Source organism: Moorena sp. SIO2C4, assembly GCF_010672485.1.
Classification (GTDB): Bacteria; Cyanobacteriota; Cyanobacteriia; order Cyanobacteriales; family Coleofasciculaceae; genus Moorena; species Moorena producens.
Genome location: NZ_JAAHGN010000002.1, coordinates 44,195 through 68,615, shown reverse-complemented (window position 1 = coordinate 68,615; position 24,421 = coordinate 44,195). Strand labels below are relative to the sequence as shown.

The 24,421-nt window shown below is 44.2% G+C and carries 23 protein-coding genes and 1 tRNA gene; 14 read left to right on the top strand and 10 right to left on the bottom strand.

The genetic code is table 11. From position 1 onward, the window contains the following. Nucleotides 1-56: 56 nt before the first annotated feature. On the bottom strand, nucleotides 57-599 hold the full coding sequence (gene petC, locus F6K20_RS00505) for a cytochrome b6-f complex iron-sulfur subunit (protein WP_287293344.1): 543 nt from the start codon (nucleotides 597-599) through the stop codon (nucleotides 57-59). Between the two features lie 238 nt (nucleotides 600-837). On the opposite strand from petC, the gene F6K20_RS00500 reads away from it, so the two are divergent. Continuing rightward, nucleotides 838-1,155, top strand: a complete 318-nt coding sequence (locus tag F6K20_RS00500; protein WP_287249468.1) for a DUF3067 family protein — start codon at nucleotides 838-840, stop codon at nucleotides 1,153-1,155. A gap of 361 nt (nucleotides 1,156-1,516) precedes the next feature. Here F6K20_RS00500 and F6K20_RS00495 read toward each other — a convergent pair whose 3' ends face one another. Then, entirely contained in the window at nucleotides 1,517-1,663 is a 147-nt protein-coding gene (locus tag F6K20_RS00495) for a hypothetical protein (RefSeq protein ID WP_287293342.1), read from the bottom strand. Between the two features lie 181 nt (nucleotides 1,664-1,844). Here F6K20_RS00495 and F6K20_RS00490 point away from each other — a divergent pair, with 181 nt between their 5' ends. Further along, nucleotides 1,845-2,090 carry a UPF0175 family protein gene (locus F6K20_RS00490; protein WP_008188247.1) on the top strand — a complete coding sequence of 82 codons (246 nt, stop codon included), beginning with the start codon at nucleotides 1,845-1,847 and terminating at the stop codon, nucleotides 2,088-2,090. Beyond that, nucleotides 2,087-2,593 carry a PIN domain-containing protein gene (locus tag F6K20_RS00485; RefSeq protein ID WP_287293340.1) on the top strand — a complete coding sequence of 169 codons (507 nt, stop codon included), beginning with the start codon at nucleotides 2,087-2,089 and terminating at the stop codon, nucleotides 2,591-2,593. The genes F6K20_RS00490 and F6K20_RS00485 overlap by 4 nt, the downstream gene beginning before the upstream one ends. A gap of 506 nt (nucleotides 2,594-3,099) precedes the next feature. Here the strand turns inward: F6K20_RS00485 and F6K20_RS00480 are convergent. From F6K20_RS00480 to F6K20_RS00470, 3 genes are all read right to left on the bottom strand, one after another. Then, complete coding sequence (locus tag F6K20_RS00480; RefSeq protein ID WP_287293338.1) at nucleotides 3,100-3,660, bottom strand: Uma2 family endonuclease; 561 nt, start codon at nucleotides 3,658-3,660, stop codon at nucleotides 3,100-3,102. Nucleotides 3,661-3,956: 296 nt separating this feature from the next. Then, the gene (locus F6K20_RS00475; RefSeq protein ID WP_008188242.1) at nucleotides 3,957-4,151 is read right to left on the bottom strand and encodes a hypothetical protein; all 195 of its coding nucleotides are present in this window, start codon (nucleotides 4,149-4,151) and stop codon (nucleotides 3,957-3,959) included. Between the two features lie 162 nt (nucleotides 4,152-4,313). Next, nucleotides 4,314-4,502: a hypothetical protein gene (locus F6K20_RS00470; protein WP_044494793.1), complete on the bottom strand. Its 189-nt coding sequence runs from the start codon at nucleotides 4,500-4,502 to the stop codon at nucleotides 4,314-4,316. A 409-nt stretch (nucleotides 4,503-4,911) separates the two neighbouring features. Between F6K20_RS00470 and psb28 the strand changes: the two genes are divergently transcribed. Both psb28 and thyD read left to right on the top strand, forming a co-directional pair. Then, nucleotides 4,912-5,298, top strand: a complete 387-nt coding sequence (gene psb28, locus F6K20_RS00465) for a photosystem II reaction center protein Psb28 (protein ID WP_287265417.1) — start codon at nucleotides 4,912-4,914, stop codon at nucleotides 5,296-5,298. Nucleotides 5,299-5,404: 106 nt separating this feature from the next. Next, nucleotides 5,405-6,322 carry a thylakoid membrane protein ThyD gene (thyD, locus tag F6K20_RS00460; protein WP_008188239.1) on the top strand — a complete coding sequence of 306 codons (918 nt, stop codon included), beginning with the start codon at nucleotides 5,405-5,407 and terminating at the stop codon, nucleotides 6,320-6,322. 98 nt (nucleotides 6,323-6,420) lie between these two features. On the opposite strand, the gene murA is transcribed toward thyD, so the two are convergent. Beyond that, the gene (gene murA / locus F6K20_RS00455; protein ID WP_008188237.1) at nucleotides 6,421-7,818 is read right to left on the bottom strand and encodes a UDP-N-acetylglucosamine 1-carboxyvinyltransferase; all 1,398 of its coding nucleotides are present in this window, start codon (nucleotides 7,816-7,818) and stop codon (nucleotides 6,421-6,423) included. Nucleotides 7,819-8,138: 320 nt separating this feature from the next. Between murA and F6K20_RS00450 the strand changes: the two genes are divergently transcribed. Both F6K20_RS00450 and F6K20_RS00445 read left to right on the top strand, forming a co-directional pair. After that, nucleotides 8,139-8,222: transfer RNA gene (locus F6K20_RS00450), tRNA-Leu, on the top strand. A gap of 17 nt (nucleotides 8,223-8,239) precedes the next feature. Further along, nucleotides 8,240-9,028: a TrmH family RNA methyltransferase gene (locus F6K20_RS00445; RefSeq protein ID WP_287265419.1), complete on the top strand. Its 789-nt coding sequence runs from the start codon at nucleotides 8,240-8,242 to the stop codon at nucleotides 9,026-9,028. 363 nt (nucleotides 9,029-9,391) lie between these two features. Here F6K20_RS00445 and F6K20_RS00440 read toward each other — a convergent pair whose 3' ends face one another. Then, entirely contained in the window at nucleotides 9,392-9,928 is a 537-nt protein-coding gene (locus tag F6K20_RS00440) for a jacalin-like lectin (RefSeq protein ID WP_009149063.1), read from the bottom strand. A gap of 115 nt (nucleotides 9,929-10,043) precedes the next feature. Between F6K20_RS00440 and F6K20_RS00435 the strand changes: the two genes are divergently transcribed. The 7 genes from F6K20_RS00435 to ftsE all read left to right on the top strand — a co-directional run bounded on the left by F6K20_RS00435 (nucleotide 10,044) and on the right by ftsE (nucleotide 17,156). Further along, nucleotides 10,044-10,172: a hypothetical protein gene (locus F6K20_RS00435; RefSeq protein ID WP_287293336.1), complete on the top strand. Its 129-nt coding sequence runs from the start codon at nucleotides 10,044-10,046 to the stop codon at nucleotides 10,170-10,172. A 397-nt stretch (nucleotides 10,173-10,569) separates the two neighbouring features. Then, nucleotides 10,570-12,000: a dihydrolipoyl dehydrogenase gene (gene lpdA, locus F6K20_RS00430; protein WP_287265420.1), complete on the top strand. Its 1,431-nt coding sequence runs from the start codon at nucleotides 10,570-10,572 to the stop codon at nucleotides 11,998-12,000. A gap of 140 nt (nucleotides 12,001-12,140) precedes the next feature. Then, complete coding sequence (gene trpC, locus F6K20_RS00425; RefSeq protein WP_009149054.1) at nucleotides 12,141-13,028, top strand: indole-3-glycerol phosphate synthase TrpC; 888 nt, start codon at nucleotides 12,141-12,143, stop codon at nucleotides 13,026-13,028. 66 nt (nucleotides 13,029-13,094) lie between these two features. Further along, nucleotides 13,095-13,379: a DUF5340 domain-containing protein gene (locus F6K20_RS00420; RefSeq protein ID WP_009149053.1), complete on the top strand. Its 285-nt coding sequence runs from the start codon at nucleotides 13,095-13,097 to the stop codon at nucleotides 13,377-13,379. A gap of 411 nt (nucleotides 13,380-13,790) precedes the next feature. Then, entirely contained in the window at nucleotides 13,791-14,945 is a 1,155-nt protein-coding gene (locus tag F6K20_RS00415; RefSeq protein ID WP_009149052.1) for a pyridoxal-phosphate-dependent aminotransferase family protein, read from the top strand. Nucleotides 14,946-15,462: 517 nt separating this feature from the next. Continuing rightward, on the top strand, nucleotides 15,463-16,242 hold the full coding sequence (locus F6K20_RS00410; protein ID WP_044494355.1) for a WecB/TagA/CpsF family glycosyltransferase: 780 nt from the start codon (nucleotides 15,463-15,465) through the stop codon (nucleotides 16,240-16,242). A 242-nt stretch (nucleotides 16,243-16,484) separates the two neighbouring features. Beyond that, on the top strand, nucleotides 16,485-17,156 hold the full coding sequence (gene ftsE / locus F6K20_RS00405) for a cell division ATP-binding protein FtsE (protein WP_009149044.1): 672 nt from the start codon (nucleotides 16,485-16,487) through the stop codon (nucleotides 17,154-17,156). A 174-nt stretch (nucleotides 17,157-17,330) separates the two neighbouring features. Here ftsE and F6K20_RS00400 read toward each other — a convergent pair whose 3' ends face one another. The 3 genes from F6K20_RS00400 to nrtS form a co-directional block, all read right to left on the bottom strand. Next, nucleotides 17,331-22,559, bottom strand: coding sequence for a PAS domain S-box protein (locus tag F6K20_RS00400; RefSeq protein ID WP_287293334.1), 5,229 nt, complete (start codon nucleotides 22,557-22,559; stop codon nucleotides 17,331-17,333). Nucleotides 22,560-23,047: 488 nt separating this feature from the next. Further along, on the bottom strand, nucleotides 23,048-23,869 hold the full coding sequence (locus F6K20_RS00395; RefSeq protein WP_009149041.1) for an aminotransferase class IV: 822 nt from the start codon (nucleotides 23,867-23,869) through the stop codon (nucleotides 23,048-23,050). A gap of 157 nt (nucleotides 23,870-24,026) precedes the next feature. Beyond that, the gene (nrtS, locus tag F6K20_RS00390; protein WP_044494320.1) at nucleotides 24,027-24,248 is read right to left on the bottom strand and encodes a nitrate/nitrite transporter NrtS; all 222 of its coding nucleotides are present in this window, start codon (nucleotides 24,246-24,248) and stop codon (nucleotides 24,027-24,029) included. Nucleotides 24,249-24,421: the final 173 nt, after the last annotated feature.

Below are 24,421 nucleotides of genomic sequence, written 5' to 3'. Positions count from 1 at the left end.
ATGGTTGATTAGCACTAGTCAATTAACTAAAAACTAAGGACTAAGGACTAAAGCAATTAACTCCACCAAGGTTCTTCACCAGTACGGAAGTCAGTTTCTTTCCAGGGGCTGAAGACTAGGGTGTCGTTTTCCGTTACCGTAGCGTGTGCCAAAGCTAGAGACAAAGGCGCTGGTCCGCGTACTACCTTGCCAGTATTGTCATACTGAGATCCATGGCAAGGACAGATGAACCGGTTCTTGCTAGCATTCCAAGGCACAACACAGCCTAAGTGAGTGCAAACCGCATTGAGACCGTAAGCTTCGAGACCTTGATCTTCAGTAACAATCACATAGGTGGGGTCCCCTTTGAGACCTTGAGTCAGGGTGCGATCGCCTACATTGTGACTAGCTAAAAACTCGCTGACCATGATGTCATTGCCCAAAGCATCTTTAGCTGTGACACCACCACCAGCCCCACCACTGGATGGGGGGATAAAATACTTAACGATTGGGTAGAGAGCTCCAACAAATGTGCCCGTAATTGTCCCAAACGCCAAGAGGTTCATAAATTGGCGACGCCCCATATCTGGAACGTCTGCAGAGCCAGAAGCTTGAGCCATAACTGAACGCCTAAAGGTATACTTTTTTTACAATTCTGGGAAAATTACCAGAATTTTTTGAACCCTGCTTTTATAACTGTAGTGTGATTCAACCACTGGACAGGGTTGCCCAAATCCCTGCAATATAAGGATTCACGGCTTCAACTATAAGTATTATTACATTCTTTTACGCTTTATCATAAAGTTAAGAAGCGTTGTATTTGTAACGAAATGTAAACATTAAGTTAGGGCAAGAGCTATGACAGGACAGGACTTGCACCAACTCCTGCTCAATAAGTGGGGACGCTCCTATGACATCCAGATTCGGAGGACTCAAGGGAAAATCTTTGTTCAGATTATGTGGAAGTATCTGGAGCAGCAATCCTTTCCCCTTTCCGAAGCTGAGTACCTAGAGCATTTAGATACAGTAGCCAACTATATCCGAGGTTGGGGAGGAGCCAGCCAGCTGCAACAATTCATTAACAACACCCGTGAGCGTCCACGACTGGGGAAAGTGGTTAGTATTCCGATCGAACTAGGTGGGCGGTCCTCAGAATGGATGCTAGAGGATTTTTAGGCAGTCGGGAATAGGGAGTAGGGTGTGGGGTGTGGGGTGTTGGGTGTGGGAAGTTTAGACAAAGGCCAAACTAGGTAATAGGTAATAGGTAATAGGTAATAGGTAATAGGTAATGGGTAATAGGTAATAGGTAATAGGTAATAGGTAATAGGTAATAGGTAATAGGTAATAGGTAATAGGTAATAGGTAATAGGTAATAGGTAATAGGTAATAGGTAATAGGTAATAGGTAATAGGTAATAGGTAATGGGTAATAGGTAATAGGTAATAGGTAATAGGTAATAGGTAATAGGTAATAGGTAATAGGTAATAGGTAATAGGTAATAGGTAATCAGTTAACTACTATAATTTTACAGTATTTTTCAATGGGGTGAAGTATAAAGTTCTGGTTTTAGGGAGTCGGGAATCGGGAGTTGGGAGTAGGGAAGAGATAAGAGACAAAAGACAAAAGGCAAGAGCGATGCAGCGCGGTCTTGGGGAGGCAGTGCGGTCTTGGGGGTTCCCCCCATGAGCAACTGCCGTGGTTTCCCCCATGAGCGACTGCATCAAGACGGCAAGATTTAATCAACGATAGAGGAATTATGATTAGCTTTACTGGGTGTGGCTTTAACGGGTGTTATGATTCAGTTTAAATTTATGATAAAATTAAAGTAACTATTCATAATATATCAATTACTTAATAGTGTAGCTATGAGTGTAGTTATCCCTGACGATATTGTCCAAGCTAGCCAAATGACTGAGGATGAATTCAAACTTGAAATTGCGCTGATGCTCTATAAGCAAGACAAAATTAGCAGTGGCAAAGTCCGTGCCTGGACGGGTTTAACTGTGATTGAGTTTCAGCATGAACTGGCCAAGCGCGGTTTAGATTTGAATTATGATGTTGCTGATTTTGAAGCAGACCTTAAAACCCTACAATCGATGAGTTTGCTGTGATTATTATTAGCGATACATCACCGATTACTAATCTAGCAGGCATCAATCAACTTAACCTCTTGCATCGCTTATATGGTTCTGTGATTATTCCCGTTGCTGTCTACAATGAAATGGTTGGTATCGGAAAAATTGTACCTGGAACAGTAGAAGTTCAAACCTTATCTTGGATTAAAACTCATGCTGTTTCAGATAAGCAGCAAGTTTTCACACTTCAGGAAAGTCAAGAAACCATCGATTTAGGTGAAGCAGAAGCGATCATATTAGCACTGGAAATGAATGCTGATTTGCTACTGATGGATGAACGACGAGGACGAGCAGTTGCTCAAGAATTGGGGCTAACTATTGTGGGCTTACTGGGAATTATGGTGCAAGCCAAGAAAAGTAATTTAATTCCGGCAGTTAAACCATTAATGGATCAATTGATTGAAACAATGGACTTTCGTATTAGTTCTCAATTGTACCAAGCAATTCTCCAAGCTACCGACGAAGAAAGTACATTATAATCTTAAAAGAGGGAGGATTTTATCCTTCTTGGGTTTTAGGGAGTAAGTTGTCTAATTCTTCTCACCCATTCGCTACTATTTTGAGTATCTTGTCGATCACGACCCATACCAATAAAAGGTTGATTGTCTAATTACAGAGGATTAAGAGATGCCGGTTTTTCTGTTAAATACTGTTTTTTGAATACTTCAATGATATCGGCAATAATGTTTTGATCGTCTTCTAGTAGTTCTTGAATATTTTTTATCAGTTGTTATAGGTCACGCATAAGTCTTAGGAAGTATGTTCAATAACTTTCTATAAATCCATTATACAAAGTTATTGGTTTTTGGCTTATGCCACCACAACACCCATCAATGGGTGCATCTCATATTTGTAAAAAAAAAGGAGTAAGGTATAAATTTCCCTTGAATATCTGATTGCTTTCATCTAATGCCCGTTCCCGTAGCTTCTCCCTCGGATAATCCCTTGGCTGTAGGCTGAAGGCTGACAGCTGATGGCTGACGGCTTACATTACATCTTCATACAAAGCCTCAAGACTAGTCCTAAAATCCACAGTTTCTAGATTAATCTCACTGCCCGGATCATAAAATTGCAATGTCCAAATTCCCTCATAATTTCGGCGGAAGCAGTCTAGCCGCTGATGGTTTTGGCTAATTAAAACATATTCCACCAAGGTGTCTAATTTTCGATAATTATAAAATTTGTCACCCCGATCAAATGCCTCAGTTTTCGGAGATAAAACTTCTACAATTAAACAGGGATATTTTTTATAATTGCTCAATTCTCGGTCTCTGGCATCGCAAGTCACCATAACATCAGGATAATAATAACTATTGGATGCTTCAACATAAGTTTTCATATCTGCCATATAAACCCGACAGCCAGTGCCCCTGACATGATTTCTTAAGGCTGAAGCCAGGTTAAGGGCAATAGTAACATGGGCATCACTCGCCCCAGCCATGGCATAGACTTCTCCATCAATATACTCGTGTTTGATGGCACTATCTTCTTCGTAGGATAGATAGTCTTCTTTGGAAATGTAATTGGGACTTTTATCAGCAATCATGACAGTTTCAAGACAGTGACACTATTAGTATAGAATAAAGGGAGTAGGGAGCAGGTAACAGGGAACAGATAAGAGGCAAAAGGCAAGAGGCAAGAGGCAAGAGGCAAAAGGCAAGAGGCAAGAGATAAGAGTTAATCAAGGATAGAGGAATTATGATTAGCCTTACTGGGTGTGGCGTGAACGGGTGTTAGGATTCAGTTAAAGAGAGTAAAGCCATTGCTGACATTGTTGTGCTTCTAATTTGTCATTGGGAGAAGATAACAACCCTAAAAGGCCGGTATCGACAAAAACAATCATTAGTAGCTATATAGTTTAGAGCCTTCTGGACGAAAACTATCAACAATTTGTTTAAAATTTTCTAAATCTTCCTGTCGAATTTTAGCTTCTTCTTGAGTGATTTCCTCTTCAAGGCGTTTTCTTAGCCATGCCAGAGCAGGTTGATTGAGTTTATAGCGTTTATAGGATTTATGAGGTACGCTTTTCAGCCTCAAAGTCCCCCTTTTTAAGGGGGATTTAGGGGGATCCCTACCTCATGGGATAGAGAATTGCTATAATTTGTTCTTCAACAGTTTTCCCTCTATGTTTTAAGTAGGGGGCAAAATGACTTTGAGTATTCTTTGCCATAGATTTTAACACCTTGTTTACTTCATAGTTTACTTCCTTAAGTATAATCCAAGGATAAATGCGATCGCTTCGGGAAGGGGAGGACGAGGGAGATCGATATGCGATCGCACAAAGGTACAGTCAAATTCAGCCAAAATATCTTCTAGGGTAAAGGGAAGGTCAAAATATTGGCTAAAGCTGTAAGGTTGTCCAGCTTTGAGAATGCGGCGGCGGTTCATTTGTGGTTAGTCTTCGTTTGTTTTTAGGGAATTCGGAGCAGGGACTTAAGAGCAAGAGTAAAGATAGAAAACTAGTTTTTAATATTATGAACAATCACCAATACTGTTTATCAACTATTTATAAATTAAATTTTATACCTAGATTTTATACTTCAACATCCTCAAGTAACTGGAAATAATCTCCAAAATTATTGCTTAGGAAGAGTCAAAAAAAATACCAATTAAAGTAGGGTGGGCAAAGTAATCTAATCTAAACGACTCAAAATAACCAAACTTTCTTTGCCCACCCTACAAGCTCTCTTCCCGACTCCCGACTCCCGACTCCCGATTACCTTGTACCTATAAAAATAATTTTGTCAACCCCTCCTCAGGCGATATACTAAAATTTAACCATGTTTTTATATTTAAAATGAACTCCTCAACACCATCCATCCAATTCTTTGACGGTATTTATGAACAGCTGAGTGACGTCAGCCTCAGAAAAAACCGACGGTCAGGAGCCCGCATCGTCTTGATGACCTTTGAAAAGTTAAAGGCTATTGAACAATTCAACAGTTATAGAAACCGATTTTCTCAATCAATGGTCTTAACAGACGAAGAAGGGGTCATTGCTATGACTCCTTCCTCAATAAAATTTCGCTTCGGTGGTCCAGAAGGAGATGAGCTAGCAGGAGTGGAGTGTAAAGTTGAAATTGACGAAGACGACCACTGGGAACGCTTCATGCGCTTCATGAATCGGTACGCTGAAGCCAACGGCATGGCTTACGGTGAAACCAAACCATCAACTGAAGGATAATTACCCATCCTAAACATTTTCCCCCGTCTTCCCGTCCCCGTATCCCCGTGTTAGCCTAACCGATGAGTATGGTATCAGACACGATATAGAGTATCAAGGATGAAGTATGAAAGTCGCAATTACTGGAGCAACAGGATTTGTCGGTAGCCGCTTAGTGGAGCGTCTACAGGAAGAAGGACATCAACCCTTAATTATAACCCGTAACTCAGCTAAAGCTACGGCGCAATTTCCCAATATAGAAACTATTGCCTACACTCCCACCGAATCAGGGGATTGGCAAAATGCGATCGCAGGCTGTGATGGTGTAGTCAATTTAGCCGGAGCCCCGATTGCTGAGGAGCGCTGGACACCAGCCCGTAAGGAAGACATCCTCAATAGCCGCCAATTAGGGACCCAAAAAATAGTGGAAGCGATCGCCCTTGCTGACCCTAAACCCACGGTATTAGTAAACGCTTCTGCCATTGGTTACTACGGCACTAGTGAAACAGTAACCTTTGATGAAACAAGTCCTGCTGGAGAGGACTTTCTGGCAGAGGTTTGTCAAGCCTGGGAAGGGGAAGCCCAGAAAGTCCAAGATGCAGATGTGCGACTAGTGATTCTGCGCATTGGTATAGTTTTGGGCAATGGCGGTGCCCTAGCGAAAATGATACCCCCCTTTCAAATGTTTGCTGGAGGGCCAATCGGTACCGGTCGCCAATGGTTTTCTTGGATTCACCGAGATGACTTAGTGAACTTAATCATAGCTGCCCTAACCCGACCAGACATGGAAGGGATTTTCAATGCCACAGCTCCCAATCCTGTCTTGATGTCCGAACTATGTAAAGCCATTGGAGATGTTCTCAATCGTCCCTCCTGGTTACCAGTTCCCAGTGTTGCTCTAGAAGCCCTTTTGGGAGAAGGAGCCATAGTAGTCTTGGAAGGTCAACAGGTGCTACCCAAACGAACCACTAGTTATGGATGGGAATATCAGTATTCCACAGTAAAACAAGCTCTAGTAGACATATTGAAAACTGAAAATTGTTAATTGTTAATTGATAACAGATAACAATTAACAATTAACAATTAACAATTTCTAAATGACTAATGACTAATAACTAATGACTATAACTACTACGGTAACTACTACGGTGTTGCAGTCATGGCATTAGTGGGAGTCGGAGGAAGTTCCTCTTCCTCTATCTGAGCCGGAACCCGTTCTACTCTAGCACCAAGTTGTCGCAGTTTCCCCTCCAAGTCTTCATAACCCCGGTCTAAATGACGGAGTCCTTGAATCGTAGTTATTCCTTCTGCCGCTAACCCAGCGACCACAAGTGCAGCAGATGCCCGTAAATCCGTACCCACTACTGGTGCTCCCGACAACATTGGCACACCTCGGATAATCGCATTATTCCCTTTAACCCGGATATCCGCCCCCATGCGATTCAATTCGGCAACATGACGCAGCCGATTTTCAAAAACCGTTTCGCTAACAACACAGTTTCCTTCACTCAGAGCCAGCAACGCCGTAAACTGGGCTTGCATATCCGTAGGAAATCCAGGATAAGGCAAGGTTTCAATATCCGTTGCCCTTAGTTTATTAGGAATAATTCGTAACCGATTGGGTGCCTCAACCATCACCTCACTACCAATTGCCTGTAGCTTAGCAATCACAGCAGTTAAATGTTCCGGTATTACTGGGTAAAGGCTCAGTTCAGAGTGGGTAATTGCCCCAGCTACCAAGAAAGTTCCAGCCTCAATCCGGTCAGGAATAATTGGGTAATCCACCGAATGTAAACTAGAAACCCCAGAGATACTAATAGTTTTAGTACCAGCACCACTAATTTGAGCTCCCATCGCTCGGCAGAAATTCGCCAAATCCTCCACTTCTGGCTCTTGAGCTGCATTTTCAAGGGTGGTTTCCCCTTCTGCCAGAGTCGCTGCCATCAGCAGAGTTTCCGTTGCCCCCACACTGGGGTAATCCAGGTAGATTTTCGCCCCCTTTAGCTTGTTGTTACCTGTTCCTTTCACATAAGCATTGACAATGCCATGCTCAATATGAACCTGAGCGCCCATAGCTTGTAGACCCCTGACATGGAGGTCTACTGGTCTAGCACCAATAGCACAGCCACCAGGCAGTGGTATCCGTGCCACTCCCAATCGCGCTAGGATCGGACCGAGGATAAAAAAGCTAGCTCGCAGCTGGCTCACCAACTCATAGGGAGCTTTTGATTGTCCGATATGGCTGACATCTAGGTCTAAGATGTCACCACTGCGTTTGAGCTTCACTCCCACAGCAGCAAGAATCTGGCTCATACGCTCGATATCTACTAGGGAGGGCACATTACGCAGTCGGCAATCTTGAGAACACAGTAAAGCCCCTGCCATAATTGCCAAGGCAGAATTTTTAGCTCCACTAATTTTTACCTGTCCGTGGAGAGACGCTCTACCCCAAATCTTGAGAACCGATTCGTTTTCCTGGGACAGAGATGGGGGATTTATCGGGCTTTGAGAGTGATTAATGGGTCTATCCTCCAAAATCATTATAATTTCTGGCGAAATGTTAAATTTGGTTTTGATTTTACCTGAAAGTTTTTAAATGTCTAGTTTTCCACGTATCTTGATCAAATGTCAGGTTTTCCACTATACTCAGAAGTTGGCAATGTAAACCGGTAAATTTTCAGGCGTTGCGGCTATCGACAACAAACTTGTCCACAATAGCAGTAAATGCTGTATACTAAAAAACCGGTGAGCTAATAGAGCAACCCCCATAGCAACCCTAAGTTGAATCCTAAACCGTGACAGTTATGACTCAGGACTGACCACTCTCGGAATCACCAACGATTGCTATAGCGCCAACAAACGCGGAACTGGCGGAATTGGTAGACGCGCTAGATTCAGGTTCTAGTGTTCGCAAGGACTTCCGGGTTCAAGTCCCGGGTTCCGCATAATTAACCAAACTGGTATGCTCACAAGCACCAAGAATCCCCTAGTCAAGGAAATTCGGAAGCTGCACAGAGTCAAAGGACGTCGGCAGCAAGACCTATTTCTGTTGGAGGGAACCCACCTGTTGGCAGAAGCCTGTGCCGTAGATTATCCCCTAGTCACCCTCTGCTATACATCAGAATGGCTTGAAGCTCATCCACAACTATCCCAAGATGCTTCCGTTCGGTCTCAAAGAGTGGAAGTGGTAAGTCAGTCTGTACTAAAAGCGATCGCTACTACAGTTGAGCCAGATGGAGTAGTAGCCACAGCAACCCGTCTTCCCCTTTCCCCGAAACCCCTCAATTCCCTCTCCCTAGGGCTGGCTCTAGAAACCATACAAGACCCAGGAAATCTTGGAACAATCATTAGAACTGCGGTAGCCGCTGGTGCGGAAGGATTGTGGCTAAGTTCCGATAGTGTAGAGCTAGATAATCCTAAAGTATTGCGAGCCTCAGTCGGTCAGTGGTTCCGTCTGCCCATGGCAGTTACCCCCCATTTGCCCACCCTCGTAGCTCAAGCTCAAGCTCAAGGGATACAAGTAGTGGCCACAGTACCAGATGCTAAGGTCAGTTACTGGGACATAGATTGGCGCTGTCCTAGCTTAATACTCCTGGGCAATGAAGCAGCTGGACTTAGGGAAGACTTGGTAAAAACAGCAGATCAGCAAGTGAATATTCCCCTGATGCCAGGAGTAGAATCCTTAAATGTAGCCATTGCTGCTGCCTTGATGTTGTACGAAGCTAAACGGCAACGTTTTTTTAAAGTCTGATATCATGTCTGTTTGAATACTTACACTTTGGTAAATCGAAGGCAGAGGGCAGAAGGCAGAAGGCAGAAGTAAAGGAATAAGGTTTAATCGGAGATAGTTTTTATCACTAATTATCCGGACATGATATAAAGTATAAAGTCTGAGGTAGGCTGGTTGACTGACAAAACTCAACCAGCTTAGTTAAACCACCTTACTTTAAAGGCATCTACATCTAATTTTATGATTTTTATAAAAAATAGTGTTCTTGGAATTCCAAAAACACTATATAAATTGCCTTATCAAAAAAACAATAAAGCAGGGTTTATTAAGAACTATCTCCGGTTACCCAACAAGATGGGAATACGGATGATAACTATCCCCAGTTTATTCACACCCGGTGTCGATATAGACTCCCAAAGAGGTGAGATAGCCACTGGCGCTGCCGAAGAATGATTGAATGGTGGGTTGGGCAGCTTTCAAGGTGAATGGCTTTCGGTTTGATGTTGCTTGCATAGTACCAAACGGACCATAGCTCTTGCCCTTAAGAGTCTTAAATGTTAATTGGGCAATTAAGGGTTTGTTGCCAGCATATGAATAGTCGGCAACGTAACCATCTACTTCTACTAATGGATCATCTGCACTAAAAGAAATGGTGGTCTCTCCGCCACCAGTACCCCCATTCTGAAATGATTTTCCATTGGCATAACTTACCTTAAAGCCATCAATAATAAAGCCGTGATGAACGGTGATTTCAGTAATTGGACCTAATGTTCTGGCCTCAGGGAAATTATAAAATTCAGTGGTTGTCCGTCCTACAGGGCCATCAATAACTTGGGCTTGGGCAGGAGAAACCCCTAGTGTTGTGCTCAGCAAGACTACTGCAGCCAATAGTCCAATCAACTGAAAAAATCGCTTAAACATTACTTAAAACCTCAATCTTTTAAAGGATTTGTAACCCTCCAGAATCTAGCAGGTATGTTAGCCAAAATCTTGAATTATTTAAGGAAATTTTATAGTTATAAAAAAAATATTATTTTTGACAGGTGATGGTTCAATATATGCTCAGTATTTCAATGGTAAGAGGCAAGAGGCAAGAGGCAAGAGGCAAGAGGCAAGAGGCAAGAGGCAAGAGGGGAAACAGATTCGGGGTTTTATGGTTCAATAAAAAAAGAGCGATGAAGGGGCGATAGCTTGAGTACAAATGCTCTGCATAAGTGACATGCACCCCATCTAACTTAAGTAAGTTGAAAAAAATCTATAGTTATGACCTGTAACTAATAACAATTAAGGGATTGGGGCTAGCTAAAATTTTTTCTATAGCGGTTTCTAGCCTAATGAGGTACACAGGAGTTTTTCCGTGTTCCCTGTTCCGTGTTCCGTGTTCCGTGTTCCGTGTTCCCAGATCCGCTGTTCCCAGATCCGCTGTTCCCTATTCCCTTTGGGATCCTTGATACTTCATACTTCATCCTCCCAATCTTAATACTTGGGCACTTGCAATCGTGGATTGCTCAAGTTGAAAATAATAAGGACGAAGCATAGCCAATCTAACTCAGGAGATAGATGTGAGTCAAGACTTTGATTACGATTTAGTGATTATCGGTGCTGGTGTGGGGGGTCATGGTGCTGCCTTACACGCAGTTAGCTGTGGTCTGAAAACCGCTATGATTGAAGCCGCTGACATGGGCGGAACTTGTGTCAACCGGGGCTGCATCCCTTCTAAAGCTCTATTAGCCGCATCAGGTAGAGTGCGAGAGCTACAGGACGCTCATCATCTCAATGCCCTTGGGATTAAAGTAGCTGGGGTTGAGTTTGACCGAAATGCGATCGCAAATCATGCCAGCAATCTAGTCAGTAAAATTCGTGGTGACCTGACCAACAGCCTAAAACGCTTGGGTGTGGATATTATCAAAGGCTGGGGTAAAGTTGCTAGTAATCAAAAAGTAACCGTTGTTACAGACAATGGTGAAAAAACGATCACAGCTAAAGACATTATGATATCCGCTGGTTCAATTCCCTTTGTACCCCCAGGAATTGAGATTGATGGCAAAACCGTATTTACCAGTGATGATGCCATAAAACTAGAATGGCTGCCAGATTGGGTAGCAATCGTGGGCAGTGGTTACATTGGTCTAGAGTTTGCCGATGTCTACACAGCACTAGGATGTGAAATCACCATGATCGAAGCCCTAGACAACCTGATGCCAACCTTTGACCCTGATATTGCCAAACTAGCCACACGAATACTGATCAAACCTCGGGACATTGAAACCCACACTGGGGTGCTAGCGATGAAAGTAACTCCCGGTTCCCCTGTGGTAATTGAACTAGCAGATGCCAAAACTAAGGAAGTAGTCGATGTGCTCGAAGTCGATGCTTGTCTGGTCGCTACAGGTCGGATTCCCGCCACCAAAGACCTAGGACTAGATGCCGTAGGTGTGGAAACAAACCGGCGCGGTTTTATTCCCGTAGATGACACCATGGCAGTACTTTCAGCAGGGGAACCCGTGCCCCATCTTTGGGCAATTGGTGATGCCACTGGGAAAATGATGTTAGCCCATGCCGCATCCGCTCAAGGTATTGTCGCAGTAGAGAATATCTGTGGACGTCAGCGCACCGTAGACTATCGCAGCATACCCGCAGCCGCCTTTACCCATCCAGAAATCAGCTACGTCGGCCTGAGCGAACCACAAGCCAAACAATTGGCCTCCGAAGAAGGCTTTGAAGTATCCGTTGTAAGATCTTACTTTAAGGGGAATTCTAAAGCGATCGCAGAAGGAGAAGCAGATGGGGTAGCGAAAGTGATCTACCGTAAAGATACCGGGGAAGTGCTAGGAGTCCACATCCTAGGTATCCACGCCTCCGACTTAATTCACGAAGCCTCAAATGCGATCGCAAACAGACAATCCGTCAACTCCCTCGCCTACCTAGTCCATGCTCACCCCACTCTCTCAGAAGTACTCGACGAAGCTTACAAACGAGCTGTAACTCATTAGTCATAATCCTTTGTTAATTGCTAATTAACAAAGGATTATGAAACTGACGCACTGAGGGACTGACGCACTGAGGGACTGACGCACTGAGAGACTGACGCACTGAGGGACTGACGCCAAACACGGACTATATAAAACTACTGATGCAAATTCGCCGACGCCCACCTAATCCAGCAGTTAAAATCCAAACCCTGCACTATCAAGTTGCATTACCAGACGATAAACCCCACCATATTCTCGAAGAAATTGTCTGGCACAAAGAGAAAGAAATTGACCAGATGCGGGAAAGTCTGCCCCTAGTGGAGTTGCGCAAGGGAGTACAAACAGCACCACCCCCCCGAGACTTTCTAGCAGCCCTAAAATCAGGAAAGACTAGCCCTGCCCTGATTGCAGAAATCAAAAAAGCATCTCCTAGCAAGGGGGTTATTCGAGAAGATTTTGACCCAGTAGCCATTGCTCAGTCATACTGCCAAGGTGGTGCTAGTGCGATCTCAGTGCTGACCGATCAAAAATTCTTTCAGGGTAGTTGGGAAAACCTGGCAAAAGTTCGTGCTGCTGTAGACATGCCTTTGCTGTGTAAGGAGTTCATCATCTATCCCTACCAAATGTACATGGCTCGTAGTCACGGAGCAGATGCAGTTTTATTGATTGCAGCCATCCTTTCCGATCAAGACCTGCAATACTTTATCAAAATTGCTAAGACTCTGTCGATCACCCCCTTGATCGAAGTCCATACCCAATCTGAATTAGATCGAGTATTATCTCTCGATGGCGTTACCCTAGTAGGTATAAACAATCGTAACTTGGAAGATTTTTCCGTCGATTTACAAACAACCTGTCAAATACTAGCAGCAAGGGGTAACCAACTACTCGAACGTGGCATTCTGGTAGTCAGTGAATCAGGGCTTCATACCAACGCTCACCTTGATCAGGTAGCATCTGCCGGAGCCACAGCCGTCCTGATTGGTGAGTCATTGGTAAAACAGCCAGACCCAGCAGTTGCTATTGCCAGCTTGTTTAGCCATCAGTGACCCATAGCCCAAAAAAATAGTCAATTGTGATGGCAGACTCAGACTCACCGAGGTACAGCAAATTTCATGGATCCAATTCCCCTTCCATCTTATATTCACTACGAACTGCTGCTCCAACTGCTAGAGCGCCAAACAGCATTTGCTACCAGTCAAAACCCCCAATTGCGAGAGCAGGTTCATGAATTGATCAGTACTCTGCGTAAAGCCCGAGCTCAACAGAAGCAATTAGAACAAAGCTGTCAGCGAGCCAACTTGCCCATGGAGTATCGCTGGTCTCTCAACAGCGTCAAGTTGGATGCCCATGATTCAACAAATGGTTTACCGGATTCAGCAGGAAGACTCCCCCATTAAATAGTCAACAAATTGTCAACTTCATAAAAAAAAACTAAGAAATTTAGTCAGAGTATCTCATTTGAGCCAATATATTTTGAGATTGTTACCTACTCCTGAGGAGCGTTACTCCCACTGTCGGCATCAATAACACATGCTCGCTATGGCTCCGAACTAAAGAGTGTCCTAACTGCAGGGTGTCAATATACAAAGACTTGAAGGCAAGTTTAAATCTAGCGCGGCTGGGTTGGTCGTGTAAGCATGGGTGGGGATAACCGCTCCCATGCTCCGGTGGTGAAACGCCAAATTAACCCCTAAATTAACCTTGAATTTCCGGTTTTGTCCGGTAAGATCCAAGACTTAATCGGTCACTTCAGAGTAACTAACCAATCATCAGATCACAACAACCCTAGATACCAAGACTAACTACAGATGGAAGACAAGCTCAAACTAATGATTCCTGGCCCGACGCCAGTACCAGAACAAGTATTACTGGCCATGGCCAAACACCCGATCGGACACCGTAGTCCCGAATTTAGCGAAATCATGGCAGAGGTCAATGAAAACCTCAAATGGCTACACCAGACCAAAAATGATGTCTTGACTGTAACCGCTAGCGGTACCGGAGTCATGGAAGCTGGCATTATTAACTTCCTCAGTGCAGGCGATCGCGTTTTAGTTGGTTCTAATGGTAAATTTGGCGATCGTTGGGGAAAAATCAGTACTGCTTTTGGTCTGGAAGTGGACACCATTACCGCCGAGTGGGGTAAGCCCTTAGATCCGGAGCAGTTTCGCGAAAAGCTAGAAGCTGATACCGAAAAGCAAATCAAAGCCGTAATCGTCACCCACTCTGAAACCTCTACTGGCGTTCTCAACGACTTAGAAACCATAAATCGTTACGTCAAAGACCACGGGGAAGCCCTAATTATTGTTGACGCAGTTACCAGTCTTGGAGCAGTCAATGTACCCATTGATGAGTGGGGTCTCGATGTAGTAGGCTCTGGTTCCCAGAAGGGATACATGATTCCCCCAGGACTAGGATTTGTCAGTGTTAGTCCTAAAGCTTGGGAAGCCTACAAAACGGCTACCCTGCCCAAGTTTTACCTAGATTTGGGGACTTACAAGAAATCTACTGCTAAAAACAGCAATCCCTTTACCCCGCCAGTGAACCTAGTCATTGCCCTACAAACTGCACTGGGCATGATGAAAAGAGAAGGGTTAGAATCAATATTTTCCCGTCACCAGCGTCTGATGGAAGCAACTCGTGCCGCCGTCAAAGCCCTATCATTACCTTTGTTTGGTTCTGATGAGTATGCTAGCCCAGCCGCAACTGCAGTGATTCCCACATCAGTAGAGTCCGAACAAATCCGTTCTGTGATGAAAAAACGCTATAACATTGCTCTAGCTGGGGGACAAGACAACTATAAAGGAAAAATATTCCGCATTGGTCACTTAGGTTTTGTCAGTGAGCAAGATATTCTTACTGTCATTGGTGCTCTCGAAGCCACCCTTCAGGAATTAGGACACCAATCCATGACACCAGGAGCAGGTATTGCTGCTGCTGCTAGTGTCTTTGCTAAGAGCTGATTAACAGTTTATGGTTGACGGTTGACGGTTGACTCTGTTCTGCGCTAAAAGGTCAACCGTTGGCCTACGGCCACGCTACGCGAACAACTCCTAATAGTGTTTTTAATTGTTAATGAAACTTCCGCCACCTAAGTTCAGCAAGGATGGGGGAATAATTCCTAATTGAGTTCAACAGCACCATCAAATCCCAATTCTCAATTAGGACCCAATCACATACCCAATTCCCAACCCAATTCCCAAGTTTTCCTGATCAGTACGAAATCCTAAGGAGTTAATTAAAGAAGTTTTGGCTCTGCCATAAGAGATCATCCTAAATAACCGCCCAAATCTGTTATGCCCTGACTGGGAAAAAAAATTTGACTTGATCAAAAGTTTTTTAACTCTCAAAGCAATGCCCAGTAATGATTTCAGCATCAGTTAAATTCCAATTACCATAACAAGTTCGGAAGAGCCGAAGGGTTTAACTGGTCTTACGTAGAATAAAATACATGGGTGATGTGAGGGTATGCAAAAGCCAATGTTTGAAACAGCTGAACAATTTCCTGTCTTGGGGTTACCCGTTCACCTTTTAGACAACTATAGTCATTACTTAGATGATCGTCTCACCAAAGGTCTAGGTAGTCATGTGGTAACTCTAAATGCTGAAATGGCAATCCAGGGAGAGCGCAACCCTGAGCTAGCTGCCGTTATCAAGCAGGCAGAACTAGTGATTCCTGATGGGGCAGGTATTATATTTTACTTACGACTCCACGGAAAAAAAAAGCAGCGCTGTCCAGGAATTGAACTAGCTCAGTCTTTACTGGTCAAGGCTGGACAATACGGAGAATCTTGCCCAGTGTTCTTCTATGGGGCAGCCCCTGATGTAGTCCAAAAAACAGCTAGGGTTTGGCAGAAGAGAGTTCCAAAATTAGCGATCGCAGGAATTAGTCATGGCTACCTCAGTGCAGAAGCAGAGGAAGAATTAAAGCTGACCTTAAAACAACAGCAGCCCAAAATCATATTAGTCGGCTTAGGTGTACCACGTCAAGAATTTTGGATTGCCCAGAATCGCCACCTGTGTCCCCAATCCACTTGGATTGGTGTTGGTGGTAGCTTTGATATCTGGTCAGGGGCTAAAACCCGTGCGCCAGCCTGGTTCCGGAACAATAATCTTGAATGGTTATATCGGTTGTATCAAGAACCCCACCGTTGGCGGCGAATGATGGTTCTGCCTCAGTTTGCTCTCAAAGCCTTAGCTCAAAGAATAATGGTTTTCCCTCAGTTTGCTCTCAAAGCCTTAGGTCAAAGGTTGGCATAACCTAATCCCTATCCCTGATCAATAGACCTCAAAGGATTAGTTCGCACCATTAGTATTGTTTCGTATTGTTTTTATGCGATCGCTAATGGGGATCGGCTGTGTGCTCAAGCTTGCGTCCGCAGCTTATTAGCCCCGTGGAAGGCCAGTTGTTCATCTGACTCCCGATCTCCCCATCTCCGGATCTCCCCATCTCCCCACACCTCCCACACCTCCCACACTTCCCTATCTTTCCCTAATCCCTAATGACCCAGAAAGCGATAATCAAATTACAAGGAGTAACAACAACCTATCCCAACAACCGAGGTTTGTTTAACGTCAATCTAGAAGTCAAGTCAGGAGACTTTTTATTTATCACAGGGCCTTCTGGTGCTGGTAAATCCACATTGCTAAAGTTACTCTATGGTGAACAGCGCCCCACCCAAGGGAAAGTATTTGTCGATCAATTCAATGTTGGGCAATTACGAGGCGATCGCTTGTCATTCCTACGCCGTCGCCTGGGGATTGTTTTTCAGGACTACAAACTAATTCCCAAGCGAACTGTGTCAGAGAATATCGCTTTTGTTCTGTGGGCACAGAGTTTCACTCGCAAAGAAATTAAGCGACGCCTAACACCAACCCTTAAATTAGTCGGTTTGCAACACAAAGCCAACTGTTTTCCAGAGCAACTTTCAGGAGGAGAACAACAACGGGTAAGCCTGGCTCGTGCCATTGTTAGTACACCGCCCTTGATATTAGCTGATGAACCAACAGGTAACCTCGATCCCGACAATTCTTGGCAGGTATTAAACATTCTCAGGAAACTCAATCACCTAGGCACTACAGTTATTGTCACAACTCATGATGAAAACTTAGTCAGAATCTCCAATCAGCCAGTAGTACAGCTGCGAGAAGGACGTTTGTCTTGTCCTTTTTAGAAGCAATAGTTTACGATTACGATTTGTTTGCTGGTTTCCCTAACCTTACCCCATAATTTTTAATTATACATTAGACTTCGCGGCAGTTGTCGGTAACAGCGGATATGGTAACAGGAAACAGTGGACAATAATTGACGCAAACACTATTCTAAAAAGACTTTTGCAAGAGGTCTATTAGAGCACTGGACTCAAGGATTGTTCTTCAATTTTCTTAGCACTCTTAGTCAGTCCTACTCTGAGTTGTTGGTATTCAGACTCAAGCTGCGCAAAAATTTCCGCTGCTCCAGTGATGGTTTCCGACCTGCCCAGACTTTCCAGTTCGTGACACAGTTTGGAGAGATTTATACCCCCTAGGGTAGCGCTACTAGACTTTAATGTGTGAGCCGCAATTTCCATGGCTTTTGGCTCTTCTTCACTAATTGCTTGAGCCATGTTTTGCACTAACCTCGGAGTATCTTTTAAGTAAATTTCAATCAAACCAAGCAAGCATTCGGCCCCCCGTTCTCCGATACTGTCGATCAAGGATTGCAAAACCGAAAAGTCAACAGCTTGATCAGCTACTACTGGGTTGGAAGGTTGACGATAGTGCGGACATTGACTCAAGGCACGGACTAACTCTGGTACCTGGATAGGCTTGCTAATGTAATCATCCATTCCTGCACTCAGGCACATTTCTCGATCCCCTTCCATGGCATTAGCAGTCATGGCAATAATCCAGGGGCGTAAATGAGCTGGCCATTGTTCACAAATGCGTTGCGTCGCAGTTAAGCCATCCATTTCCGGCATCTGGACATCCATCAAAACCAAGTCATAGGGCTGACGACTAAGAGCTTGGAGTACTTCTAATCCATTCCCCGCGACATCAGCCCGGTAACCCATCCGTTTCAACAATTGCAGGGCTAACTGCTGGTTAACGATATTATCTTCAGCCAACAAAATCCGCAAAGGATGCTTTTGAGCCATTTCGGTGTCAAGTTTTAGGTGTTGAGCAGGTGTTCGCTTAATCTTGATCGGCTGTCCGCTCATCACCTGGGTCAAAACATCGTGAAGCTGAGATTGCTTAATAGGCTTGTTTAAGACAGCTGCAATATCTAGCTGACTCTGATGATGCTTTGTATCTGATTGATTCATTGAGCTCAGCATTACCAAGGGCAAGGCTTGACCCTCAGACTGCTGGCGGATTTTCGTTGCTAGGGTAAAACCATCCATCTCAGGCATATACCCATCCAGAATGGCAATGTCAAATTTATCCCCCTGACTGAGCCAATCGAGAGCTTCTCTACCTGATGCTGCTGTCTGGGTAAGCATACCCCAAGACTTAGCTTGCTCGGAGATAATCGTGCGGTTGGTCGCACTATCATCTACAATCAACAGCCGCTTTCCTTCTAACAATGGCTGAGATACTGGCAGCTTAGGTTCCTCGATCGGATCAGGCTGTTTAGCCAATACAGTGAAATAAAATTTAGAGCCTTGACCAACTTGACTTTCTACCCAAATTTTCCCACCCATCATGGTGGTGAGCCGTTGACAAATGGCCAAACCAAGACCTGTGCCTCCATATTGGCGAGATGTGGAGGAATCCACCTGAGAGAAGGACTGGAAGAGGCGGTCGATCCGATCCTCAGGAATGCCAATCCCAGTATCCTTGACCACAAATTGGATTTCGTAGATCGAAGATTGAGTAGAGGCGGAACGAAATCTGGCAGTGTGAGGGTTGCGGGAAGAAATCTGGGGGTGAGGCGGTGAAAATACTCTCGTGTTGTCTCTGGTATTGTTCTGTGTTCCTTTAGCTCCCCTGACCCCGTTGATATAGCCCGTCTGGTCAAATCCTCCTTGTAGAGTGTAGTCCTTTCCATTGGCTAGAGTAGGGAAACTCAAAGAGTAATGTTTTCCGTAGTCAGGAGCAGAGGCCAACGGGTAGGAGTAGTTAGCAGTATTACTGTGTTCTGTTTCTTTGCCATCAACCAATTCCCCTATGCTAAGTTCTCGGGCAGTTACAGAAACTAACACTTCCCCGATATGGGTAAATTTAATCGCATTCCCCAACAAATTGACTAGAATTTGGCGCAGCCGAGTCACATCTCCCACAATCATGGGTGGAGTGTTGGGATGGAATAGATAGGCTAACTCCAATTTTTTCTCAGCTGCTTTTGCCGCCAACAAATCTAAGGATTCCTCAATGCAAGTGATCAGATTAAACGGTTGTTCTTCTAACTCCAGCTTTCCAGATTCAATTTTTGAAAAATCGAGAATATCATTAATGATGGTGAGTAAACTATCCCCACTATTGCGGATAGTTTCCACAAAGTCTCGTTGCTGGGAGGTTAGGTCTGTATCCAGTAGCAAACCCGTCATGCCAATCACGGCATTCATAGGAGTGCGGATTTCATGGCTCATGGTTGCCAGAAATTCGCTTTTTGCCTGAGTGGCCGCTTCGGCAGTTCTTCTAGCTTGCTCTAGGGCGAAATTTTGCTCAGTCAATTGCTCTCGTTGGCGGGTTTCTTGCTCAAGCAGGTGAGCCTGAGCAATAGCAATCCCTACTTGGTCAGCGACGGCTTCGAGTAACTCAATTTCATCCAGACTCCACTGACGAAATTCATCACACTGATGTATTCCAATCACACCATTCGGTTCCCCCTGATAGGAAGTACGAATTACCAACATGGATTTGACTCCAATCTGCCGACTTATTGGGATCATCGGTTTCAGAAGGGGGTCTTCGTAAACATTAGGGGAACTGATGGCTCGGTCTTGGACTAACAACTGCTCTAAATGAGGATTCCCCAGAATCGGAATTTCTAAATCCAGTATCGATAGATAACCCTTTTCTAAATACTCAGCAACTGTAGGAATGCGAGGATAAGGTTGGGAAACATAGGTATGAATGGTGCAACGGTTCACCTGAAACACTTGACCAATTTGTGTGGCGGTGGTCTGAAAAATTTGTTTAGTCTTTAAACTTTGGCGGATTTCTTGGGTCACCTGTTTGAGTAGCATCACACGAGTCAGTTGCTGGTGTAATGCTTCCTCGGCTTGCTTTTGCTCAGATATATCAATCGATACGCTTAATACCGCTGGCATGTGGGCAATTGCTAAGGAGAAGGGAATTTTGGTAGTTTGGATGATAAGCTTTTCTCCATCAGGATAGATGATCGTCTCTTCTGGAAGGTGTGTCGGTTCTCCACTCTCCAATACCTGCAAATCCGCCTCTCTAAACTCGAAGGATTTTAGGAAGGATTGAGCAAAATCTTCATCCCGATGGTATAGTAAATCATCTACTGTCGTACCATAAGCTTCCGCAACTGCTTTGTTGGCTAGAAGAAACTCTCCATCTCGGTTCTTGGCGTAAATGAAATGAGGCACTAAATCAATAACTTGACGCAGTTGTCTCTCACTTTCTTTCAGATGTGACTCGGTTAATTTACGATTTGTAATATCTCGGATAGTACCAGAGGTACCTGTGATATTACTGTCAGGATCTAGGGTTAATTGCGCATGAATTTCGAGCCAGCCCGAGCCGCCATCCTTGGTAATATACCTTAGTTCCTGCTGATAATACTCCTGTTTTTGGGTAATTAGAGATTGAAACAGTTCTATGTTAGTTTGACGGTCATCAGGATGGAGATAATCAATAAAGTTAGTACCAATGCTATCTGCTACAGAAAAGCCCGTCATTTCTGTCCAAGTTGGATTGAGAAAGGTCAATACCCCAACCCCATCGGTTTGGAAAATAACCTCTTGCACATTTTCCACCACTGACCGATACTGCTCCTCTCTCTCCAGCAAGGCGAGTTCAACTCGCTTGCGTTCGGTAATGTCTTCCACAGAGCCTTCGTAGTAGAGCAAATTCCCATTAGTGTCTCGGACAGGGCGCACATTTTCCAAAATCGAGATTACACTACCATCTTTGCGATAAGCCTGAGCCTCAATGGATGATAAAGCGCCATTGTCCGCTAGCAAGTTAGTAAACTCGTTACGAGCCTCAGTGTCCACGTAAATTTGCTTTGAAACGTTCGTAATCGACTCCACTAGTTCTTCTGGAGAAGAATAGCCATAAATTCGCGCTAAGGCTGGATTGGCACTAATAAAGCGTCCATCCGGTGTAATCTGATAGATGCCCTCTACTGAATTCTCAAAGATGCTACGGTAATTCGCTTCAGCTTGTCGCAGCGCTTCCTCGGCTCGCTTGCGATTGGTGATATCACTAAAGGTACAAATGACTTGCTCTACTAATCCATCCACCCCCACCTGGGGATCGGCATTCACTAGTAACCATACCCAATCTTCAGTAGCTTGATTATGGACACCCATTACCACGTTTCTTACCAGTCTACGGGTGCTTATTGCCTGTTGGATAGGACGACTTTCAGTGGGGAATGGAGTGGTGTCTTCGTGAATGATATTCCAATCTGAACCAAAAGGACTTTTATCCAACAATTCACTTTCGGTGAAGCCCAATATATCGAGAGCCGCTTGATTAAAGAGCATGAATTCGGTTTTTGCCTCGAATAGCAATACCCCGACCTGCATTTCTCGAATCACGGTTCGGAATAGCCTTTCGCTCTCTTGCAATGCTTCTTGTCTAAGAGCTTGCAGTGCTTTACTCGTTTTCTGCTCGTAATATGAGGCAAGTAAGGTGAGGCTGAAGATGATTAGGTTAGTTATCCCTATGGTGCTTGTTACTACCGAAGTATTTAATGTCGGAGAAAACCCAGTGTCTAATGGTGGAGTAACGGTGAACTTGGCTGCCATCATGGTTGTATAGTTTACAGCGGTAATGGCTAATCCCAGGAGCACTGCCCAGCAAAGCTTCCACCCATGAAGGAATTTTCCGGTTCCTACCCCCACATCAAAAGATAGCCACAAGATGAAAAAGGATGTCAAGCTGGCTATAACAACGGATAGGGCAACTAAAAGGAGGTTGTAGTGAATGAGCCCTGGTATTCCCATGGCAGCGATCAGCAGGTAGGGTACGGATGCGATCGCTAATCCCATTACCACACTGCCCACCATTAACTGTCTGAGGTTGGTGATGGGGCTGACACTATAGAGTACGGCACCAGAGATTAGCACTGCTACCCAGTAAGAAAGCAGTACCATGGGCGTATCATAAGTGATGGGGATCGGAAACCGGAATGCTAGCATTCCCAAAAAGTGTATTGACCAAATCCCAACTCCCATGATCATTGCCCCACCAATCAGCCAACCTTTACGGGTAGGCTTTTGTGAGGTTTTTACTTGTCCAGCTAAAATCAGCACCCTATAGGTCACAATCGAGGCGATAGCAATGGATAGAACAACTAACTGTAGGTCATAGATACCACTCATTGCTCTATCTGTATCGCTAATTGGAACAGTTTTTATGATAAAATTTAGCCAGACAAAAACCATTGAGTAGGGCATACCGAGATATTATCTCCCAGACCCTCTAGGGGCCATTTCGATATATTTATTACGAAAATTGTCTTGTAATTCTGAATAGATGTATTGAATTTACACAATTTTGATAAATTAATTTACCGTATAAATACGGATTTTTACTATAGCTATATCCTGAAATTTACCGAATCTAATCTATTGGTTGAATCAGAAAGCACCAAATTTAAAACTTGGTAATTGTAATTGCAGAGATTTTTTTAGCTACAAAAAAATGGTCAACAGATAGCAGGATAAGTAGATTTATCCATACCTAATTAAATTATTGATAATAATCATTGGGTGTATACCGTAAAAACAACTACTTTGAACGTCTGAAGCTTAGACTAAAGGTAAGCAGTCAGCTAATGCGCTAGGCGCACGCTACGCTAACAGCATTGAGCTATCAGCTAATGTAAGGCAACCCCTGATCAATAAACAGAGTACGAATTTTTTCGTCAATTAAAAGTTAATAGTTAATACTTACGTAAGTCTTGGAAAACTGGGTGTAGTGGGTCATAAACTCGTTCAGAATTTTCTTGAATGACCCGGTGAATGGGAACAACCTCCACCACGCAGTTAGTGTATGCGATCGCATCCAACTGTCCTACCAACTCGGGTGACCAAGGTTCCTCACGAACTCTCTGATTTTGGCAAGTCAGCCACTTAATTAAATGCGATCGCATCACACCTGGTAAAATTCCAGCTTCCACTGGTGGTGTCCACCACTGACCATCTCTCCATCCCCATAAGTTACCTGTGCTAGTTTCCAGCCAATTCCCGTGATTATCTACCAGAATTGCTTCCTGTGCTCCCATATTTTGCGCCATTTGCTTCGCCAGCCATGGAGATAGATAATTCCCGGTCTTGTGAGTGGGTAAGCAGCGATGAAATTTTACCGAAGAGGACTCAGCTACCCAAGCAGTGATGCCTTGTTCTTGCCACTGAGCTAAATTGGCTGGCAGAGGACGACCCATAATCAATTCTCGTCCATCGGGGAATAGGGTAATTCTCAGCACTGGGTAAAGGGTGATCAGTGATTGTGCTCCTTGGCGCAATTGCTCCCAATCCGGCTGTTGCCAACCAAATGCTTGTAAACTCGATTGGAGGCGATGGCAATGATTAGTCCAATGGGTTAGTGGGTGATCTAATGACTGATGGTAAACTCGTAGGGTGGTAAAAACTGTAGCGCCATAGATAAATCCTGGCTCATCAATGGTCAGGCTCAGGGAGTTGCCCTCAATTAGCTGACCATTGTACCAGAAGCAGGGTTTTGACATCACTCTAGCGTTTTCCATACTTATGAGGTACACAAAATTTTTTCAAATCCCCCCCCTCAACGCGCCTGGGTTTCCTATTCCCCATACTCTTACCTCTACTCCATGCTCCCTGCTCACTGCTCCCTAAAACCCCAGACGAAAGTACCTCACCCAATTGATAAATGCTATATCGTAATCAACCAGAATTGCGATTATAATCTGCTTTTCCTCTTCGAGCGGTTTGCCTAGAACGCATGGTGTACTGACCATGAATGTTGACCAAGTAGGGAACTATATAGGTTAAACCCCCTGAAATCCATCGCTGTTGAGTCATCTGTCCTTGTAGGAGAGCAGAACCATGATTGATCACAAACAGAACTGAGCCAACGACCAAAGCCACCCTCAGCGCAGTTGGCATCAATTCGAGATCAACAACACTTAGACAGAACTCTTTTAAAGATTTCACCCTGTACCTATCTAGGAAGCTGTTAACGATACAATTTTACCTAACTGATGGTTTTTTTTGGCGGTTGACTCTTAATTACCCAATTAGCTAACTTCTCAACAAAAAAACTGATTTTGTTGACTGAC

Coding starts and splice junctions, on each gene's coding strand:
- F6K20_RS00415 (WP_009149052.1), top strand. CDS start 13,791: ATGGAAGACAAGCTCAAACTAATGATTCCTGGCCCGACGCCAGTACCA.
- F6K20_RS00420 (WP_009149053.1), top strand. CDS start 13,095: ATGGATCCAATTCCCCTTCCATCTTATATTCACTACGAACTGCTGCTC.
- trpC (WP_009149054.1), top strand. CDS start 12,141: ATGCAAATTCGCCGACGCCCACCTAATCCAGCAGTTAAAATCCAAACC.
- F6K20_RS00490 (WP_008188247.1), top strand. CDS start 1,845: ATGAGTGTAGTTATCCCTGACGATATTGTCCAAGCTAGCCAAATGACT.
- F6K20_RS00440 (WP_009149063.1), bottom strand. CDS start 9,928: ATGTTTAAGCGATTTTTTCAGTTGATTGGACTATTGGCTGCAGTAGTC.
- murA (WP_008188237.1), bottom strand. CDS start 7,818: ATGATTTTGGAGGATAGACCCATTAATCACTCTCAAAGCCCGATAAAT.
- thyD (WP_008188239.1), top strand. CDS start 5,405: ATGAAAGTCGCAATTACTGGAGCAACAGGATTTGTCGGTAGCCGCTTA.
- ftsE (WP_009149044.1), top strand. CDS start 16,485: ATGACCCAGAAAGCGATAATCAAATTACAAGGAGTAACAACAACCTAT.
- F6K20_RS00495 (WP_287293342.1), bottom strand. CDS start 1,663: ATGGGGGGAACCCCCAAGACCGCACTGCCTCCCCAAGACCGCGCTGCA.
- F6K20_RS00470 (WP_044494793.1), bottom strand. CDS start 4,502: ATGAACCGCCGCCGCATTCTCAAAGCTGGACAACCTTACAGCTTTAGC.
- petC (WP_287293344.1), bottom strand. CDS start 599: ATGGCTCAAGCTTCTGGCTCTGCAGACGTTCCAGATATGGGGCGTCGC.
- F6K20_RS00395 (WP_009149041.1), bottom strand. CDS start 23,869: ATGGAAAACGCTAGAGTGATGTCAAAACCCTGCTTCTGGTACAATGGT.
- nrtS (WP_044494320.1), bottom strand. CDS start 24,248: ATGCCAACTGCGCTGAGGGTGGCTTTGGTCGTTGGCTCAGTTCTGTTT.
- F6K20_RS00400 (WP_287293334.1), bottom strand. CDS start 22,559: ATGCCCTACTCAATGGTTTTTGTCTGGCTAAATTTTATCATAAAAACT.
- psb28 (WP_287265417.1), top strand. CDS start 4,912: ATGAACTCCTCAACACCATCCATCCAATTCTTTGACGGTATTTATGAA.
- F6K20_RS00445 (WP_287265419.1), top strand. CDS start 8,240: ATGCTCACAAGCACCAAGAATCCCCTAGTCAAGGAAATTCGGAAGCTG.
- F6K20_RS00410 (WP_044494355.1), top strand. CDS start 15,463: ATGTTTGAAACAGCTGAACAATTTCCTGTCTTGGGGTTACCCGTTCAC.
- F6K20_RS00500 (WP_287249468.1), top strand. CDS start 838: ATGACAGGACAGGACTTGCACCAACTCCTGCTCAATAAGTGGGGACGC.
- F6K20_RS00480 (WP_287293338.1), bottom strand. CDS start 3,660: ATGATTGCTGATAAAAGTCCCAATTACATTTCCAAAGAAGACTATCTA.